Annotated in this window: 13 protein-coding genes and 1 pseudogene; 7 read left to right on the top strand and 7 right to left on the bottom strand. The window is 62.3% G+C overall.

What is annotated here, in order from left to right:
• The first annotated feature begins 4 nt into the window (after window positions 1-4).
• From RC54_RS04860 to RC54_RS04840, 5 genes are read left to right on the top strand one after another with little or no spacing between them, the layout of a single operon-like run.
• Window positions 5-997 (top strand): substrate-binding domain-containing protein, encoded by a 993-nt coding sequence (locus tag RC54_RS04860; RefSeq protein WP_061788896.1) that lies wholly within the window; start codon window positions 5-7, stop codon window positions 995-997.
• Window positions 994-1,776 carry a GolD/DthD family dehydrogenase gene (locus RC54_RS04855; RefSeq protein WP_061788895.1) on the top strand — a complete coding sequence of 261 codons (783 nt, stop codon included), beginning with the start codon at window positions 994-996 and terminating at the stop codon, window positions 1,774-1,776. Before RC54_RS04860 ends, RC54_RS04855 begins: the two co-directional genes overlap by 4 nt.
• Window positions 1,777-1,821: 45 nt before the next feature.
• On the top strand, window positions 1,822-2,835 hold the full coding sequence (locus tag RC54_RS04850) for a dihydroxyacetone kinase subunit DhaK (RefSeq protein ID WP_061788894.1): 1,014 nt from the start codon (window positions 1,822-1,824) through the stop codon (window positions 2,833-2,835).
• Window positions 2,832-3,482 carry a dihydroxyacetone kinase subunit DhaL gene (dhaL, locus tag RC54_RS04845; RefSeq protein ID WP_058894430.1) on the top strand — a complete coding sequence of 217 codons (651 nt, stop codon included), beginning with the start codon at window positions 2,832-2,834 and terminating at the stop codon, window positions 3,480-3,482. The genes RC54_RS04850 and dhaL overlap by 4 nt, the downstream gene beginning before the upstream one ends.
• A gap of 23 nt (window positions 3,483-3,505) precedes the next feature.
• The gene (locus tag RC54_RS04840) at window positions 3,506-4,600 is read left to right on the top strand and encodes an alcohol dehydrogenase catalytic domain-containing protein (protein WP_061788893.1); all 1,095 of its coding nucleotides are present in this window, start codon (window positions 3,506-3,508) and stop codon (window positions 4,598-4,600) included.
• Here the strand turns inward: RC54_RS04840 and RC54_RS04835 are convergent.
• From RC54_RS04835 to RC54_RS04815, 5 genes are all read right to left on the bottom strand, one after another.
• Entirely contained in the window at window positions 4,597-6,147 is a 1,551-nt protein-coding gene (locus RC54_RS04835) for a methyl-accepting chemotaxis protein (protein ID WP_174526065.1), read from the bottom strand. The genes RC54_RS04840 and RC54_RS04835 overlap by 4 nt on opposite strands.
• A 222-nt stretch (window positions 6,148-6,369) precedes the next feature.
• The gene (locus tag RC54_RS04830; RefSeq protein WP_061788892.1) at window positions 6,370-7,407 is read right to left on the bottom strand and encodes an L-idonate 5-dehydrogenase; all 1,038 of its coding nucleotides are present in this window, start codon (window positions 7,405-7,407) and stop codon (window positions 6,370-6,372) included.
• 28 nt (window positions 7,408-7,435) lie between these two features.
• Window positions 7,436-8,230, bottom strand: coding sequence for an SDR family NAD(P)-dependent oxidoreductase (locus RC54_RS04825; protein ID WP_061788891.1), 795 nt, complete (start codon window positions 8,228-8,230; stop codon window positions 7,436-7,438).
• A 71-nt stretch (window positions 8,231-8,301) separates the two neighbouring features.
• Window positions 8,302-9,855 (bottom strand): gluconokinase, encoded by a 1,554-nt coding sequence (gene gntK, locus RC54_RS04820; RefSeq protein ID WP_061788890.1) that lies wholly within the window; start codon window positions 9,853-9,855, stop codon window positions 8,302-8,304.
• 58 nt (window positions 9,856-9,913) lie between these two features.
• The gene (locus RC54_RS04815) at window positions 9,914-11,266 is read right to left on the bottom strand and encodes a GntP family permease (protein WP_058894425.1); all 1,353 of its coding nucleotides are present in this window, start codon (window positions 11,264-11,266) and stop codon (window positions 9,914-9,916) included.
• 415 nt (window positions 11,267-11,681) lie between these two features.
• On the opposite strand from RC54_RS04815, the gene gntR reads away from it, so the two are divergent.
• Together gntR and ggt are read left to right on the top strand one after the other, a co-directional pair.
• Window positions 11,682-12,764 carry an HTH-type transcriptional regulator GntR gene (gntR, locus tag RC54_RS04810; RefSeq protein WP_058894424.1) on the top strand — a complete coding sequence of 361 codons (1,083 nt, stop codon included), beginning with the start codon at window positions 11,682-11,684 and terminating at the stop codon, window positions 12,762-12,764.
• Between the two features lie 203 nt (window positions 12,765-12,967).
• Window positions 12,968-14,725: a gamma-glutamyltransferase gene (gene ggt / locus RC54_RS04805; protein WP_058894423.1), complete on the top strand. Its 1,758-nt coding sequence runs from the start codon at window positions 12,968-12,970 to the stop codon at window positions 14,723-14,725.
• A gap of 2,130 nt (window positions 14,726-16,855) precedes the next feature.
• On the opposite strand, the gene RC54_RS04795 is transcribed toward ggt, so the two are convergent.
• Together RC54_RS04795 and RC54_RS04790 are read right to left on the bottom strand one after the other, a co-directional pair.
• The gene (locus RC54_RS04795) at window positions 16,856-18,178 is read right to left on the bottom strand and encodes a hemolysin family protein (RefSeq protein WP_058894419.1); all 1,323 of its coding nucleotides are present in this window, start codon (window positions 18,176-18,178) and stop codon (window positions 16,856-16,858) included.
• Between the two features lie 139 nt (window positions 18,179-18,317).
• Window positions 18,318-18,476: pseudogene (locus tag RC54_RS04790) on the bottom strand (zinc-binding dehydrogenase); the annotation flags it as partial.
• Window positions 18,477-18,755: the final 279 nt, after the last annotated feature.

Genomic DNA, 18,755 nt, shown 5'->3' with positions numbered 1-18,755 from the left:
ATTCATGATCAAGAAAACCCTCGCCAGCCTGCTGCTCATGGCCGTGGCTACCGGTGTGAGCGCCCAGAACAAACCCCTGCGCATCGGCGCCGCCGTCTATGGTCTCAAGGGCGAATTCATGCAGATGTGGAGCAACCAGTTGAAGGCGCATCCGGCGGTGCAGGATGGCAGCGTCCAGGTGACCGTGTTTGACGGCAACTACGATGCCCTCACCCAGAGCAACCAGTTCGATACGATGATCCTGCAGAAGTACGACGCCATCATCTTCGTGCCCATTGACCTCAAGGCCGGCGCGGCACCGGTGCAGAAGGCAGTCAAGGCCGGCATCCCGGTGATCGGCTCCAATACTCGGGTACAGGGTGACGTGCTGACTTCCTACGTGGGCAACGATGATGTGGTGGCCGGTCGTCTGGAAGCGGAAGCGCTGATGAAGGCCATCGGCGGCAAGGGCAACATCGTCATGATCGAAGGCCCCATCGGCCAGTCGGCCCAGATCGAGCGCGCACGCGGCAACGATGAAGTGCTCGCGCGCTACAAGGATGTGAAGGTATTGGCGCGCAAGACCGGCAACTGGTCGCGTGCCGAATCGATGGCCTTGATGGAAAACTGGCTGACCGCCCATCCCGGCCAGATCAAGGGCGTGCTGGCACAGAACGACGATGAAGCACTGGGCGCGCTGCAGGCCATCAAGGCCAAGGGCATTGATCCCAAGACCATTGCGGTGGTGGGCATCGATGGCATTGCCGACGCCATCGCGGCGGTCAAGCGCGGCGAGATGGTGACCCAGTTCCAGGATGCCCAGGCGCAGGCACAAGGCGCGCTGGACGTGGCGCTGCGCGCCATCAAGGGGCCTTCCTATCAGCCCCGTTCGACCATCTGGGCCGAGTATGGCGACAAGCTGCCATGGAAGGGCGGTGCCGAAAAATCCTATACCGTGCCCTGGACCACCATCATGCCCGAAAACGCCGACGCCTTCCTGAAAAAGGTCAAGAAATGAGTACAGCACCCCACGCGCCGGCCATCACTCAGCCTGATGACTTCGCTGGCCGGGTGGCCATTGTCACGGGTGCCGCGGCCGGCATCGGTCTGGCCACCAGCCAGTTGCTGGCCCGCTGTGGCGCGCAACTGGTGCTGGTGGACCGCAGCCAGGCCGTGCTGGAGCTGGCCAAGCGTCTGGAGCGCGACAGCCAGCACCACCTGGGCTGCGTGCTCGACGTCTGCGACGAGGCCGCCATTGGACGCTGCATCGCCCAGATCGAAGCGCGCTACGGACGCATCGACATCCTGGTCAACAACGCCGGCGTGGCCTTGTTGCAGGAGGCCGAAGTGGCGAGTTCGAGCGACTGGGACCGCACCATGGCCATCAACCTGAAGGCGCCCTTCCTGCTGGCCCAGGCGGTGTTGCCGATGATGCGACGCCAGCAATGCGGACGCATCATCAACCTCGCCTCGCAAGCCAGCGTGGTGGCGCTGGAGCGCCATGCCGCCTACTGCGCCAGCAAGGCCGGCTTGGTGGCCCTGTCGCGGGTACTGGCGCTGGAGTGGGCCTGCCACGGCATCACCGTCAATGCCATCTCGCCCACGGTGGTAGAGACCGAACTGGGCAAGCAGGCCTGGGCGGGACCAGTCGGCGTGGCCATGCGCGCGCGCATCCCGGTGGGACGTTTCGCCCAGCCCGAGGAAGTGGCCCATCTGGTGGCCTATCTCGCCAGCCCCCAGGCGGCCATGATCACCGGCGAGAACATCCTCATCGACGGTGGCTACACGGTGGCCTGAAGTGCTGTTTTTTGTTGCGTCTGACGTTTTTCCAAGGACTGATTCATGACTCTCAATCGCATCGTCAACCATCCCGATCTGGTGGTCGAGGACATGCTGCGCGGCGTACTGGCCGCCCACCCTGGCCTGCAGGGCCACCCCGACAATCCTCGCGTGATCGGCCACCGTCAAGCCGGCACGCCCGGTCGCGTGGGCATCGTCACAGGGGGCGGCTCGGGCCACGAACCGGCCTTCCTCGGCTATGTCGGCCAGGGGCTGGTCGATGCCGTGGCCGTAGGTGAAGTATTTTCCTCGCCCACCGCCAAGTCCTTCATGGATGCCTTCCAACTGGCGCATGGCGGCCAGGGCATCGCCTGCCTCTACGGCAACTATGCCGGGGACAACATGAATGTGAAGATGTCCATCAAGCTGGCCGAACGGGCCGACATCCAGGTGCGCACCGTGGTAGCCAACGATGATGCCGCCTCCGCCCCGCCCGAGCAGGCGGCCAAGCGCCGCGGCGTGGCCGGTGAAATCCTGATGTGGAAGGTCGGTGGCGCAGTCGCGGCGCAAGGCGGCACACTGGACCAGGTGATCCAGGCCGCCCAGAAAGCCATCGACCAGACCCGCTCCATCGGCATCGGCCTGTCGGCCTGCACCATCCCGGCCGTGGGCAAAGCCAACTTCACCATCAAGCATGGCGAGATGGAAGTGGGCATCGGCCACCACGGCGAACCAGGGGTTGCGGTACAGGCCGTGGTACCGGCCCGCGACATGGCTCGCATGATGCTCGACAAGCTGCTACCGGACCTGCCTTTCGCGCGCGGCGACAAGGTGGCGGTGCTGCTCTCGGGACTGGGCGCCACGCCCCTGATGGAGCAATACATCCTCTATGCCGATGTCGCCGAGGGCCTGCGCGCGGCGGGACTGGAGGTGGTACACAGCTTCGTCGGCAATCTCTTCACCTCGCTGGAGATGATGGGCGTGAGCCTGACCCTGATGCGCCTGGACGATCAACTGGACCAATGCCTGGCCGCCCCCTGCCACAGCATCGGCCTGCGCCAGGGAGCCCAGCCATGAGCGCCGGCTTCGACATGCAGCAGGCCGGCTGGGTGGTGCAGGACCTGGTATCGACCATCAACCAGCACCGCGATTACCTCAGCGAAGTCGACGGGGCCATCGGCGACGGCGACCACGGTATCAACATGAGCAAGGGTTTCAGCCTCTGCGGCGAGCGCCTGAAGCAGGCGCCCGCGCCATCGCTGGCAGCGGCGCTCGATACGCTGTCCATCACCTTGATGGAAGGTATCGGCGGCTCCATGGGCCCACTCTACGGCAGCTTCTTCATGGCCATGAGCACGGCACTGCAAGGCCATGCCACGCTGGACCGGCAGCTCTTCCTGCACGCGCTCGATGAAGGCATCGCGGCAGTCCAAGCCATCGGCGAGGCCAAGGTCGGCGACAAGACCCTGATGGATACCCTGGTCCCGGCACGCGATGCCTTTAGGCTGGCATTGGACCATGAGCAACCCTTCGCCGCCTGCCTGCAGGCGATGCAACGCGGCGCCGAGGCCGGACGTGATTCGACCCGCGCCCTGCAGGCACGCATCGGTCGCGCCAGCCGCCTGGGCGAACGCTCCATCGGCGTGCTCGATGCCGGCGCCTGTTCCTGTGCCCTGATCCTGGACAGCCTGGCGCAATCGCTGCAGGCCGGCCTGCGCCATTAACCCTCTGATGCAAAGGACAGCTCATGCATTTCCATGAAGACGACATGCTGGCCGTGGTCTGCCACGCGCCCCGCGACTATCGCCTGCAACGGGTCAAGCGCCCCGCCGCCGGTCCCAACGAAGTCATCATCAAGATCGCCTCCTGCGGCATCTGTGCCGGTGACTGCAAATGCTTTGCCGGCGCGGCCCGCTTCTGGGGCGACCAGGAAAAGAACAAACCCGCCTACGTCAAGCCGCCCGTCATCCCCGGCCATGAATTCTGGGGCCACGTGGTAGAGATGGGGCCGGGCGCGGCAGAACATCACGGCGTGGCTCTGGGTGACCGAGTGATCGCCGAGCAGATCGTCCCCTGCGGCAAGTGCCGCTACTGCAAGACCGGCTACCGCTGGATGTGCGAGGTCCATGATGTCTATGGTTTCCAGCGCCAGGTGGCCGAGGGCGGCATGGCCGATTACATGCGCCTGTCGGCGCGCGCAGTGATCCACAAGATTCCCGAGCACATCAGCTTCGAGGACGCGGCCGTGACCGAACCCTTGTCCTGCGCCATCCACGCCGTCAACCGTGGCGACATCCAGCTGGATGACGTGGTGGTCATCGCCGGGGCGGGAACGCTCGGCTTGCTGATGGTACAGGTGGCGCACCTGAAGACCCCCAAGAAGCTGATCGTCATCGATCTGTCCGACCAGCGGCTGCAACTGGCGCGCGAGTATGGTGCCGACATCGTCATCAACCCGAGCCGCGAGGATGCCCAGAAGATCGTGCGCGCGGCGACCGGGCAATATGGTTGCGACGTCTACATCGAGACCACGGGCGCACCGGCCGGCGTGACGCAAGGCCTGGACATGATCCGCAAGCTGGGACGTTTCGTCGAGTTCAGCGTCTTCGGACGCGACACCACGGTGGACTGGTCCATCATCGGCGAAGAAAAGGAACTGGACCTGCGCGGCGCCCATCTGAGCGGCGATTGCTATCCGATTGCCATCGACCTGCTGGCGCGCGGGCTGGTGACTTCACGCGGCATCGTCACCCATAGCTATGCACTCTCCGAATGGGAAGCAGCCATCAAGATGGCCGACTCGATGGACTCGATCAAGGTCTTGCTCAGGCCCCAGCCCTAAGCCTGCTTACATGCCCCCTGCCCCAGCTCGCACTGGAAAAAACCCACCGTCGTCTGCAGCAACACCGCACGGCGGTTGAGTTCTTCCGAGGTCACCGCCAGTTCTTCCGAACTGAGCGAATTCTGCTGGATCACCTGGGCCAGTTGCGTGGCGGCCTGGCTGATCTGGCTGACCGCTGCCGATTGCCGGGCCGAGGACTCGACGATTTCCTGCACCAGCGATGAGGTACGCGTGATCGTTGGCACCATGCTGTTGAGTTGCTCTTCGGCCGTGCTGGCCAAGGCCACGTTGTGGCGCGCGACTTCGTCGATTTCCTGGGCGGCCGCCTGGCTGCGCTCGGCCAGGCGCCGCACTTCGGCAGCCACCACCGCAAACCCGGTGCCGTGTTCTCCCGCGTGCGCCGCTTCGATGGTGGCGTTCAAGGCCAGCAGATTGGTCTGGTAGGCGATGTCATCGATCACCACGATCTTGCCGGCAATCTGCTGGATGGCTGCGACCATCTGCTTGACCGTGGCCGCACACGCGCGCGCTTCGACCGCGGCGGCGGCGGCGATCTGGTCGGTCAACCTGGCATTCTGCGAAGTGCTGAGGATGGACCCATGGATGCGCTCCAGCGCCTCGCTGGTCTGTTCCACACCCGTGGCCTGCTCGGTGGAGGCGCGCGAGAGTGCTTGCGCGGTGACGCTGACCTCTTCGGCGGTGCTGACCAGACTCTCGGCATTGCTGCGCACCTCGGTCACCACCTGGCACACCCGCTCCACCATACGCTGGATGGCGTGCATCATACTGTCGCGACAACCGGGCTTAAGCGTGATCTGCTGCTGCAGATCGCCTTGCGAGATATGCCGCATTACCATCACCACGTCACCCGGTTCGCCGCCCATCTGGCGCAGCAGGGTGCGTGTGAGCCACCACCCTACCCCCATCATGACCAGCATCACACCAGCGGCCAGCATCAACACCGTATCGAGGGCATTGGCGATGATCTCGCGTGCAGTCAGGGCACTGGCATCGCCCAGCGCAATGTCGTAGGAGCGATGACGGGCGAAGCTGGCCTGCACACTGTCGATGGCGGCGCGCAGCTCCAGGATCACCAGGATGCGCTCATCGGCACTCTGCTCTTGCCCGGCCAGCCCGAGCAGGCGCTGCACCACTTCCTCGAAGGCGGCAATGTGGGCATAGTCATCGGCCAGCATGGCGCGGTCGGCATCGTCGGAGACATGCACCTCGGTATAGGTCTTGAGTTGCTTGTTCATGCGTGCGCGGTGCACTGCCATCTCCTGCATCAGGCGGCCGCGGTCATTGGCATCGGGATTGGTGAGATAGTTGTAGACCCGTCCCTGGATGGCATTGAAAGCACCCAGCGCATCATCCAGCGTGGTCACGCTGGGTACGGTCCTGGCCTGGGCATAGCTGGCGGCCTGAAAGACGTTCTCGATCTGGCGCATACTGACAACGGCCGTGGCGACCAGACCCAGCATGGCCAAGAGGATCAGCACGAACAAACGCTGACCCACGGTCAACGTGCGAAACCCAGGCCTGGACATGATTTCCTCCCCCCAGAGGTACAGCGCGGTGCATTCAGGATGACATCGATGCTGTTGCAAGGACGCCAAGTAATGGCAAGCAACTTATAGCGCGCGGCAGAGCTTGTCAATCGATGCGCGGCATTACTGCAGGGCGATAAAGACAGAATGCCGTCCGGCAAGGTGCGGGACGGCATTCCTGGTAGCTGATGTGAGGCGATTACCCGCCCCGTCCCAGTATTTTCAGTCGAAGCTGATCTGTACCTTCATCATCTGCGAGCGGTCGCCAGCGATCTCGAAGGCGTCCACCGCCTGGGAAATCGGATAGGTAGCCGAGATCAACGGCTTCACATCCACCAGCTTGCGGTTCATCAACTCCACGGCCATGGCGAACTCTTCATGGAAGCGGAAGGCGCCGCGCCAGTCCAGCTCCTTGCCCACCAGCAGGTTGGCCGGGAACTGGATATCGCCGCCCAGGCCGACCTGCACGATGATGGCTTGCGGACGCAAGGCTTCCAGCGCACCGACCAGGGCCCGCTCGTTGCCGCTGGCCTCGAAGAGCACATCGAAGGTCCCCTTGTCGGCGGCATAGGCCTTGAGCGCATCGGGGGTCTCGGCCATGTTGACGGCACGGTCGGCACCGACCTTCAACGCCGTTTCCAGCGGCATCCTGGCCACATCGGTGACCACCACTTCCAGCGCCCCGGCGCGGCGCGCCGCCACCACTACCAGCGCGCCGATCGGGCCACAGCCGGTCACCAGCACCCGCTTGCCCACCAACGGACCAGCGCGACGCACCGCGTGCAGCGCTACCGACAATGGTTCGGCCATGGCGGCTTCGCCATCGCTGACGTGGTCGGCCACGATGTGGGCTTGCGAACGTTCGATGATGATTTCCTGGCGGAACGCGCCCTGCACGTGCGGGGTGCGCATGGCGCTGCCGTAGAAGCGCATGTCCAGGCAGTGGTTCTGCTTGCCTTCCTGGCAGTATTTGCACAGGCCGCAGGGACGGCTGGGGGAAATGGCGATACGCGTGCCAGGAGCGATGTCGGTGATGGCCGAACCCACTTCGGCGATCTGGCCCGACACTTCATGGCCCAGCACCATGGGTTCCTTGATGCGCACCACGCCGAAACCGCCGTGGTGATAGTAGTGCAGGTCCGAGCCGCAAATGCCGCCGGCCTTGACCTTGACCTTCAGCTGTTGCGGCTGCAGCGCGCCGGTATCGAGTGGTTCGATGCGCAGGTCGTGCGGCGCATGAATGACGAGGCCTTGTTGCATGGTCTTCTCCGAAAATGAGGTAAATGATTTACAAGGTCGCGGTCACGCCACCATCCACGTAGAGGATATGGCCATTGACAAAGCGCGAGGCGTCGCTAGCCAGGAACACGGCTGCGCCCACCAGGTCTTCGACGTCGCCCCAGCGGCGCGATGGCGTGCGGCCCACCAGCCAGTCGGTGAACTTGGCATCATTGACCAGGGCCATGTTCATCTCGGTCTTGAAGTAGCCCGGCCCCAGGCCGTTGACCTGGATGCCGTACTTGCCCCAGTCGATGGCCATGCCCTTGGTGAACATCTTCACCGCGCCCTTGGTGGCGGTATAGGGAGCAATGCCGGGGCGACCCAGTTCGCTCTGTACCGAGCAGATGTTGATGATCTTGCCGGCGCCACGCGGGATCATGAGGCGGGCTACCGCCTGGGCGGCATAGAAGACGCTGTTCAAGTTGGTATTGATGAGGTCGTGCCAGTCCGATTCCTTGAACTCTTCCAGCGGATTGCGGCGCTGGATGCCGGCATTGTTGACCAGGATGTCGATGGCGCCGATCTCGCTTTCGATCTTCTGCACCGCGGCCTTCACGTCTTCGGCGGAAGTTGCATCGAAGCTGGATTCATGGATGGTATGTCCCTCGGCCCGCAGTTGCGCGGCAACCTTGGCGAGCTTGCCGGCATCGCGCCCGTTGAGCACGATGGCCGCGCCCGCTTGCGCCATGCCGCGCGCCAGCGCCAGGCCGATGCCACCGGAAGAACCGGTGATGAGGGCCAGCCGACCTTCCAGAGAAAAGCCCTGCAAACCTGCGGGCAAGGGGGTGGTCTTGATGGTCATGAGGTGTCTTTCTTCTTGTCGGAAATTTCATTGTCAAAACCTGCCTTGCCCGCACGGGTGCAAAACAGGACTCAGTGCTGCTTGCCGGTCTCGCGCTGGAACGCGGCGATAGCGTGATACTCCGCCTCCAGCCTGGCCGGAATGGCTGCAAAGATGGGTTGCAGGCGGCCATAGACGGCCACCGCGTCAGCCTCGGGGGCATGGTGATTGGTGGAACCGACCATGCCCGAGATCACCGACAGCGACGGCACCAGGCCCAATGCCCAGGCCCCCAGCACGGCGGCGCCCAGGCAGGACGATTCCACGCTTTCCGGCACCACCACTTCACGGTTGAAGATGTCGGCCATCATCTGACGCCACAGCGCCGAGCGAGCGAAGCCGCCGGTGGCCATCATGCGTTTGGTGGGGCCGACCAGTTCTTCCAGTGCCGGCAGGATGCTGTAGAGATTGAAGATCACGCCTTCCAGTGCAGCGCGGATCATGTGGTGCTTGCCATGATGCAGGGCCAGGCCGAAGAAGGAACCGCGCAGGTCGGCATTCCACAACGGCGCACGCTCGCCGGCCATGAAGGGATGGAACAGCAAACCCTCCGCGCCGGGGCGCACCTGCTCGGCGATGCGGGTCAGGGCCTCATAGGGATCGACACCCTCCTCGCGTGCTGCGGCCGCTTCTGCGGTCGCCAGTTCATCACGCACCCAACGGAAGATGTTGCCGCCATTGTTGACCGGACCGCCCACCACCCAGTGCTTTTCGGTCAAGGCATAGCAGAACAGGCGGCCATGCGGATCGGTCAGCGGTTCATCGATGACGGTGCGCATGGCGCCGGAGGTGCCGATGGTCACCGCCACGTGACCGACCTCAATGGCGTTGACGCCCAGGTTGGAGAGCACGCCATCGTTGGCGCCGATGATGAAGGGGGTATCGACCGCCAGGCCCAGGCGCTGCGCCATCTCCGGCGAGAGCGCCGGCAGCCGGTGGGTGGTAGGCACTGGCGTGGGCAATTGCTCGGGCTTGACGCCCAGCAGTGCCAGCGCCCCCTGGTCCCAGGCCAGCTCGCGCAGGTTGAACATGCCGGTGGCCGAGGCGATGGAGTGATCCACCACCCATTGACCGAACAACTGGTACAGCAGATATTCCTTGATGCCCACGAAGCGGGCCGCCTGCTGGAAGACTTCCGGCTTTTCATGACGCAGCCACATCAGCTTGCACAGCGGCGACATCGGATGGATGGGCGTACCGGTGCGGCGATAGATGGCATTGCCATCGTGCTCGTGCTTGATGCGCTCGGCCCACACCGAGGCGCGGATATCGCCCCAGGTGATGCTGTTGCATAGCAGCCGGTTGTCGGCGTCCAGCGCGATGACGCTATGCATGGCCGCGCTGAAGGAAAGCAGCGCGATATCCTCGGGCAGCGCCTTGGCGGCCTTGACCGCGCCGCCAATGGAGGCCAGCGCAGCCGCCACGATCTGATCCGGGTCCTGCTCCGCCATGCCCGGTTCGGTGCAGATCACCGGATATTCCTCTGCATACTGGGCAACCACCTTACCGTCGAGCGTGAAGACGACGGTCTTGGTGCTGGTGGTACCGATATCGACACCGAGCATGTAGCGGGCGCAAGAGGACATGTGAATTTTCCTTATCAGGCAAAGCAAGACGCCCGGACCAGCCGGGCGTTGCGGGGTCTTAGACGACCAGGTTGAGCAACATGATGAAGATGATAGCAACAACCGAGATCAGGGTTTCCATCACCGTCCAGGTCTTGAAGGTCTCACCGACGCTCATGTTGAAGTATTCCTTGACCAGCCAGAAGCCGGCATCGTTGACGTGCGACAGGATCAGCGAACCGGCGCCGGTGGCTAGCACCAGCAATTCCTTGTTGGTACCGGGGATCAGCGCCACCAGCGGCGCCACGATACCGGCCCCGGTGATGGTAGCCACCGTGGCCGAACCGGTCGCCACGCGAATCACGCCGGCCACGAACCAGGCCAGCAGCAACGGCGAGATCTGTGCATGGACAGCCAGTTGGCCGATGGACGTGCCCACGCCGGAATTGACCAGCATCTGTTTGAAGCCGCCACCGGCGCCGATGATGAGCACGATGGCCGCAGTCGGCGCCAGGCTCTGATCGACGAACTTGAGCACTTGCTGGCGGGTGAAACCGCGGGCGATGCCGAAGGTCCACATCGCCAGCAGGAGTGCGGCCAGCAGGGCCACGATGGGGTTGCCGATGAAGTCCATCAGGTCGCGCAGGGCGTGGCCGTCAGGCAGGGTGACATCGACCAGGGTCTTCAACAGCATCAGGAACACCGGCGCCAGTACCGTCACCAGCGTGGTGGTGAAACCCGGCAGATTGGTGGTCTGCGGTTCACGCGCCAGTTGCGCCATCAATTCCTCGGACGGTTTGATGTCGACGTAACGCGAGATGAAGGCGCCGAACAGGGGACCGGCAATGATGACCGTGGGCAGGCCCACCAGCAATCCATAGAAGATAGTCTTGCCGATGTCGGCACCGAAGATACCGATGGCCAACAGCGGCCCCGGATGCGGCGGCACCAGGCCATGCATCACCGACAGGCTGGCCAGCATGGGCATCCCGATCTTGAACAGCGGCACGCCCGAGCGACGCGCCACGATGAACACCAGCGGAATCAGGAGCACGAAGCCGATCTCGAAGAACAAGGGAATGCCCACCAGGAAGGCGCCCATCATCATGGCCCAGTGCACCCGCTCGCGGCCGAAGGCGCGCACCAGCGTCTGCGCAATCTGGTCGGCTCCGCCGGACTCGGCCATGAGCTTGCCCAACATGGTCCCCAGGCCCAGCACGATGCCCACGAAACCGAGCACGCCGCCGAAGCCGTCCTGGAAGGACTTGACGATCTTGGGCAGAGGCATCCCCGAGATCAGGCCGAGCAAGCCCGACGTGATGGTCAAGGCGATGAAAGGATGGATGCGCAAGCGCGTGATCATCAGGATCAGCGCGAGAATCGCAATGACTGCATTGAACAGCAAGGTGGCGTCGTGGCTCATGCCCAGCATGGGATCTCCGATTGCCGATAGCCGATGCCGCGCGGCCCGCGGCAAGACCGCAGCCACGCGCCCGCAGCGATGCGAGGCGAACGTCTCCTGCGGGCCGGCCTGGGTGGCACGAACACCTGCACTATCTGCGTAGTGTTATCTGATTGTCCTGAGTGTGGTATGTCGCGACCAGCACCGCCGCCGTGTGCCCGGAGGTTCGGATGTTAGCGTTAACATGCGGCGCGATGATAACGCTAACATTTTGCGCGGGTCAAACACTTGTTGTGTTGCGGTGCGCAAGACGATGCACACCGCAGGACGCAGCGTCGAGAAAATTGTTTTGCAGAAATACGGCTTGGCACTTCGCCGTCGCCAACAGTAGCGCGCAAGCAGGTATCATGTGGCCACCTGAAAAGACCGCCCTCCTCCTCGATCCATGACCCAGCGCGCAGCACCCAAGTCCAAGCCCAAAGCGACCACCCCCGCCGCCAAGTCGGCCAAATCCGCCGTGCGCGGCAGTCGCGCCACCGGGCGCGTGACGATCATGGACGTGGCTGCCGAGGCGGGCGTGAGTTCGATGACGGTCTCGCGTGCGCTCAAAACGCCCGCGCTGGTGCAGGAGCAATCACGCCTGCGCATCCAGCAAGCCATCCAGAAGCTCGGCTACGTCCCCAACCAGGCCGCTTCCACGCTGGCCTCGGCACGCTCGCAGGTGGTGGCCGTGCTGGTGCCGTCCCTGACCAATGCGGTCTTCATCGAAACCCTCTCGGGCATTCGCGATTACCTGGCCCAGGCCGGCTACCAGTTTCTCATCGGTGAAACCGGCTACGTGCGGGCCAAGGAGGAACAACTGATCGCCACTTACCTGGCCCATGCGCCAGCCGGCTTTCTGCTCTCCAGCAGCGAACAGTATGAGATCCTGCAAAGCCAAGCTGCCAGCCGCCACATCCCTGCGGTGCGCATGTTCGACCTGGGGCGCAGCCAGCAGGATTATTCAGTGGGGTTTTCTCAGACCCGCGCCGGCCACGCGGTGGCGCGGCATCTGGTGGAACGCGGCTATCGACGGCCGGCCTTTCTGGCGGCCCAGCTCGATCCGCGCATGATGAAGCGCCGCGAGGGCTTTCGCAAAGGTTTGCTGGAAGCCGGTATCGCGCCCGATATCGAAGTGCTCCTGCCCCAGCCGACCACGGTGGACATGGGGGCGCAACTGTTGCGCTGCGTGCTGGAGCAGCACCCGGATTGCGATTCGGTGTTCTGCTGCAATGATGACCTGGCCCTGGGTGCGCTGTTCGAATGCCAGCGCCAGGGCATCAGCGTGCCGCGCGAAATGGCCATCGCCGGCTTCAACGATCTGTCCTGGGCGGCCTGCGCCACGCCCTCCATTACCACGGTGGTCACGCCGCGCTATGAGATCGGCTACCAGTCGGCCGAGATGCTGGTGCGCCAGTTGAAGGGCGAGGCCATTCCTAAAGGTCGGCTCGATCTGGGCTTTGAACTGGCGCTGCGCGAGAGCACCTGAAGCGCTACCCTAGCGATCCACACCATCGGTGGACGAATCCACATCAATCATCCATCCATTGCCAGTCCCTGGATCTGGACAGAAAAGCTCCATTCTCTACAATCTCCCGGTGTCGTCCCTGCCCGCAGTTGCATCAGGGTGCGGTCGGCATTCCTATAAATAATATGCACATTCACCAGTCCAGATCATCAGGAGCATCCCTCATGCAGACATTCACCGGTCTTTGCAAACCCGCCCTGGCGCTGCTGCCACTGTGCGGCGCGCTGGCTTTGCTGCCAGCCGCCGCCCAGACACCGCCGCCGGCGGCCCCCGTGGTCAAGTACGACCTGACCTATGACATCATCAGCCCGGTCCACAGCCAGCACGGCATGGTGGCCACCGAACAGGCGCTGGCCACCCAGGTCGGCGTAGACATCCTCAAGAAGGGCGGCAATGCGGTTGACGCTGGTGTCGCCGTGGGCTTCGCGCTGGCGGTGGTGCTGCCTAATGCCGGCAACATCGGCGGCGGCGGCTTCATGATGATCCACGATGCCAAGACCGGCAAGAACGTGGCCCTGGACTTCCGCGAGATGGCCCCGCAGCGCGCCACCCGCAATATGTACCTGGACGACCAGGGCAACGTGGTGCCGGGCCGCTCGCTCTATACCCACCTGGCCGTGGGCGTGCCGGGTACCGTGGCAGGTCTGTCGCACGCGCTGTCCAAGTACGGCACGATGAAGCTGTCGCAGGTGATCCAGCCGGCCATCGAACTGGCCGACAAGGGTTATCCGGTCAGCCGCAGCCTGGCGCTGATCCTGTCGGCCGAGCGTGAACACCTGGGCCAGTGGGATTCTTCCAAGGCCATCTTCTTCAAGCAAGGTCGCCCACTGCAGGAAGGCGAGATGCTGGTCCAGAAAGACCTGGCCAAGTCGCTGCGCCTGATCGCCAAGGAAGGCCCCAAGGCTTTCTATGAGGGTGCCATCGCCAAGAAGATCGTGGCCGAGATGGACAAGCACGGTGGCCTGATCAGCGAGGCCGATCTGAAGAACTACAAGGTGGTCGAGCGCGTGCCGGTGTCGGGCAACTATCGCGGCTACCAGGTCATGTCCATGCCGCCGCCGAGCTCGGGCGGGGTGCACATCATCCAGATGATGAACATTCTGGAACGCTATCCCCTGAAGCAGTACGGTGCCGACAGCGCCCAGACCATCCACCTGATGGCCGAGGCCATGAAGCTGGCCTATGCTGACCGCTCCGAATACCTGGGCGACCCGGACTTTACCAAGGTCCCGGTCAAGGGCCTGACCTCGCGCGCCTATGCCGATGAGCTGGCCAAGAAGATCAACCCGGACCGTGCCACCCCGTCTTCCGAAATCAAGCCGGGCCAGCCGCAGCCGTATGAAAGCGACCAGACCACCCACTTCTCGGTGGCCGACAAGGACGGCAACCTGGTGGCCACCACCTACACGCTGAACCTGAACTTCGGCAGCGGCATCGTCGCCACCGGCACCGGCATCACCTTGAACAACGAGATGGATGACTTCGCCGCCAAACCGGGCGTACCCAATGCCTTTGGCCTGATCGGTGGCGACGCCAATGCAGTCGGTCCCTACAAGCGTCCGCTGTCGTCGATGTCGCCCACCTTCGTGCTCAAAGATGGCAAGCCCTTCCTGGTCACCGGCAGTCCGGGGGGCAGCCGCATCATCACCACCACGCTGCAGACCATCCTCAACGTGATCGACCACGACATGAACGTGGCCGAAGCCACCATTACCCCGCGCATCCACCACCAGTGGGCGCCGGATCAGTTGCGCGTGGAAAAAGGCTTGTCGCCCGATACCATCAAGATCCTGCAGGACAAGGGCCAGAAGATCAGTGTGCAACCTTCCATGGGCCGCACCCAGACCATCCAGATCAAGGCGGATGGCTTCGATGGGTTCTCGGATCCGCGCAATCCCGATGGTCGCACCCTGGGGTTCTGAAGCATTGAGCCCCTGAAGCGATGAAGCATTGAAGCAATGAAGAAAAAGCTCCCGATCACTTTCGGGAGCTTTTTTTATTCAAGCTCGCCAACTTCGCACCACCAAAAGCCGCACGTTTTCTTTCACTTCAAGTGGATCAGCATCAGGAACTGGCATGGGACTTCGACATGTAGATTCATCTATTACGCAGTCGATCTGAATCGCGCGTACCTAAATAAAAACTTATCTTCAATCCACCACAACAAATTCTCCAGTAATCCAATAATTTTTCGCCTTCCATATTCAAGCGCTTTTCATAGATCGAAAGAAGAACGGCAAAACCCTCTACCAGAGCGGATTCCCGCCAATCACGCCTCCTCTTGAATACCTGATTCAGAACATATTCGAAAAAATAAAAGAAATAATTCGATATAGATATCGAAATATGAAGAGGCATATTTCGTTAATTTTTTGGTTTTACCTCTTATTCCACTCATCCCCTTATCAGGACAAATTCGCGCCATCACTATGGCGGGTATTTGTCACTGAGCACGAATTCCATCCCGTTTCGATCTACGCAACCTGAAGTGGCATGACGAGCGCAAATCGTCATGCCACGGCAGCTTTTTTTCGACGGCAAGTCCACGCATCGCCCCGGCGCGATGGCCGACGCGAACAAAAGTTCACCTGATCGAATACGCAGCGCCTGCGCACCTGGAGGAAACCATGTTCCGACCCGATTTCGATTAGCCACTTTCTAGGGAGTACCACCATGACCATCACCGTCCTGAAGCTTTCCGACGCCGACGCCTATCTGAAGAACATCTCCATCAAGACCATCAAGGACGTACGTGCCCTCGATGTCGACCTGTTGCTGGTCCTGGTCAATGGCGACCGCATCATCATCAACAACGGCGCGGTCAATGCGCTCAGTTCGCCTGACTCGTCACTGCAGTTCGCCGATGGCAAGTTGCCGTTCTCCACCATGTTCCAGCAGATCGAAAAGATCGATGTCTCGCCGGAAGCCAACCTCACCGTCAGTTCCAAGGAAATCACCCGCTACAACCAGAACAACGCCAAGAACAAGAAGGCCCGCAAGGAAGAAGAGGAGGACGGCGACAAGCCGGTGCTGGTGGAACCCGGCGAGCGCGAACCCAGCGCCGCCACCGAGAGCCACGGCAGCAGCGGCAACACCGAGCAACCCAACTTCACGCCCACCAAGGCTCCCGATCACCAGAGCCAGATAGCCGATGCAGAAATCAACTCACAACATGAAAAGAACTGGGGCGTGCAATGGCCCCTCGCAGCCGGTGCGCTGGCCTTGCTGGCTGCGGCCGGCGGCGGTGGCGGAGGTGGCGGAGGTAGCTCCGGCAACGCTGGCAACAGTGGTAATAGCGGCGGCGGCAGCAATATCAGCAATGCTGGCAGCGCTGCTAACGGCGGCAACAACAGCACAGGTACTGGCACTGGCCCTGCAGCCGCCGGCGGCGGTGGCGGCGCCGGCACGATCGACCCGTCCGCGGCCGTCATTCGGGGCAGCGCCACGCTGGGCACCATCAAGAACGCAAAAGTTACGGCCTATGACCAGTTGGGCAATGCCTTGAGCGACACCGTTGAAGTGGTCGACGGCAAGTACACCCTGACGCTGAACCGTCCCCTCTACAAAGGCCCGTTGCTGCTGGTGGTACACGACAACACCCCGGGCGTGGCCGACAACTACGTCGACGAAGCCAGCTTGAAACTGACCGACCTGGGCGCAATACCGCTGCGCGCCGTGGTCATGGCCAGTGGCGTGAACCAGACCATCAACGTCACGGCTCTGACCGAACTGGCCGCACTCAAGGCCGGACTGGACCAAGGCGTGCTGCGGCTGGCCGACCTGCCCGAAGTGACCGAAGAGCGCATCACCGCGGCCAACAACGCGGTGAGCGGCTTCTTCAAGGTCGATGCCATTGGTGGCGAAGTGGTGGCCACCACCGAAAAAAGCTTCAACAACGCCCTGAGCGTGCAAACACAGAACTACGGTGCCGCCCTCAAGGCCATTGCCAACCTGGTGCGCCTGGACAGCAAGACCTATCCCAACCAGGCCGTCGTGCTGGCCCGCCTGGCCGATAACCTGAAATTCCTGGATGACGCCGGTAGGATTGGCCCCTACTCACGCACTTCCCCCACCTTCGGATACACCTTCACCAGCACGATCTTGGGCCCCGACATGCGCTTGATGACTACGTCGAAGGCGGCGAATTCGATCTTCTGGCCTTCCTTGGGCAGGTCGCCCAGTTTTTCCATGACCAGGCCACCGACCGAGTCGATGCTGTCGTCATAGTCGATATCGATGCCCAGCATGTTTTCCAGCGTGACGATGGGCAGGCTGCCCTTGCCCAGCAGAGTGCCATCATCCTGGCGGCTCCACTCACCGGTGTTATGGCGGAATTCGTCGCGGATCTCGCCCACCAGGAGGCTCAACATATTGTCCAGGGTAATGAAACCCAGCGGCGACTGGCCCTTCTTGCCGATGATGGCGAAGTGCGGCATCCCGGTGCGGAAGCGTCGCAGCAGGTCCAGCGCCGGCAGGGCCGGGGAGATGAATTGCACCGGGCGCAGATAATCCTTCAAGTTGCTGATGGCGCGCCCATCCTGCTGCGCCAGGAACACATCCTTCAAATGCACCAGGCCCAGCACCTGCTGGCGCTCGGCATCGAAGTAGGGATAGCGGGAATAACGGTTGCGGTAGATGATGTCGAGGTTTTCTTCCAGGCTCTTGTCATCGCCCAGGGCCACGATCTCGCTGGCCGGACGCATGATGTCGGCCACATCCAGCTCGGCAAAGTTCAGGCTTTGCACCAGCACGTTCCATTCGTCGCGGGTGAACTTGCCGCTCTTGCCGCTCTTGCCACCGGCACGCAGGATGAGCTTGAGTTCGTCCGAAGAATAATGGGCGTCATGCCCATGCGCCGCACCCAGGCCGGCCACGCGCAAGAGCCAGTTGGAGCTGGCGTTCAAGACCCAGATCAGCGGATACATGCCCCAGTAGAAGCCATACAAGGGCACTGCGCACCACAGGCCAAGCTTCTCGGGGCTGCGGATGGCCATCGATTTGGGGGCCAGCTCGCCGGCGACGATGTGCAGGAAGGAAATGACGAGGAAGGCAAACACGAAGGAGATACCGTGGATCAGCTCCTGGTTGCTCACGCCGAGCAAGGTGAAGATCGGTTCGAGCAAGCGGGCGAAGGCCGGTTCACCGATCCAGCCCAGGCCCAGCGAGGCCAGGGTGATGCCCAATTGACAGGCGGAGAGATAGGCATCCAGCTGATTGTGGACCACGGCCAGGATACGGCCGCGCAAGCCTTGTGTTTTTGCGATGGCCCGGATGCGCGTTTGACGCAACTTGACCAGACTGAATTCTGCTGCAACGAAAAAACCGTTCAACGCAACCAGGAAGAAGGCTGCGACGATCAGCAATATGTTTTCCAACGAGGGTTCCTATCGGGGTTGTCAAAGGGCCCGGACACCATGACCCGGCCCGGACTCCGTAATTTAACATGGGTGGCGACAGGAACCGAATTTATTGTCACATCGATAATCACCCGTGCAAATGAAGCTCAGGCATGGCTCAAAAACCCTCCAGCACGATCTTCCCCTTCGCCTTGCCCGACTCCAACAGCGCATGTGCCCGTCGCAGGTTCTCGGCGCTGATGCGTCCGTAATGCTCACCGGTGGTGGTGCGCAACAGGCCGTTGTCCAGCAGTTGCGCCACCCGTTGCAGCAGTTCCCAGGCGGTGATGGCGGTCAGCGGGATGGCGGCGGCATCAGCATGGCCGAGGCTTGCATGGAAAATCCTTTTATATGAAGCAAAAAGATGGGCACAGGCGATACACGCTGCGCACCGGCTTGGCCTCGTAGCGCGATATGAAGCTAAATGTTAGGCAGCACGAGGGGCCACAACCAGCCCCTGGCGGCAGAAAGACTTTCATCGTGGGGACGAAAATGCGTGGTGACATCAGACAAAACACGCAACAACGACACAATGCGTATTTTAATTTGAATTAAT

It is taken from the genome of Herbaspirillum rubrisubalbicans (genome assembly GCF_003719195.1).
GTDB classification, from domain to species: Bacteria; Pseudomonadota; Gammaproteobacteria; order Burkholderiales; family Burkholderiaceae_D; genus Herbaspirillum; species Herbaspirillum rubrisubalbicans.
This window is presented reverse-complemented; position numbering and strand designations above follow the sequence as displayed.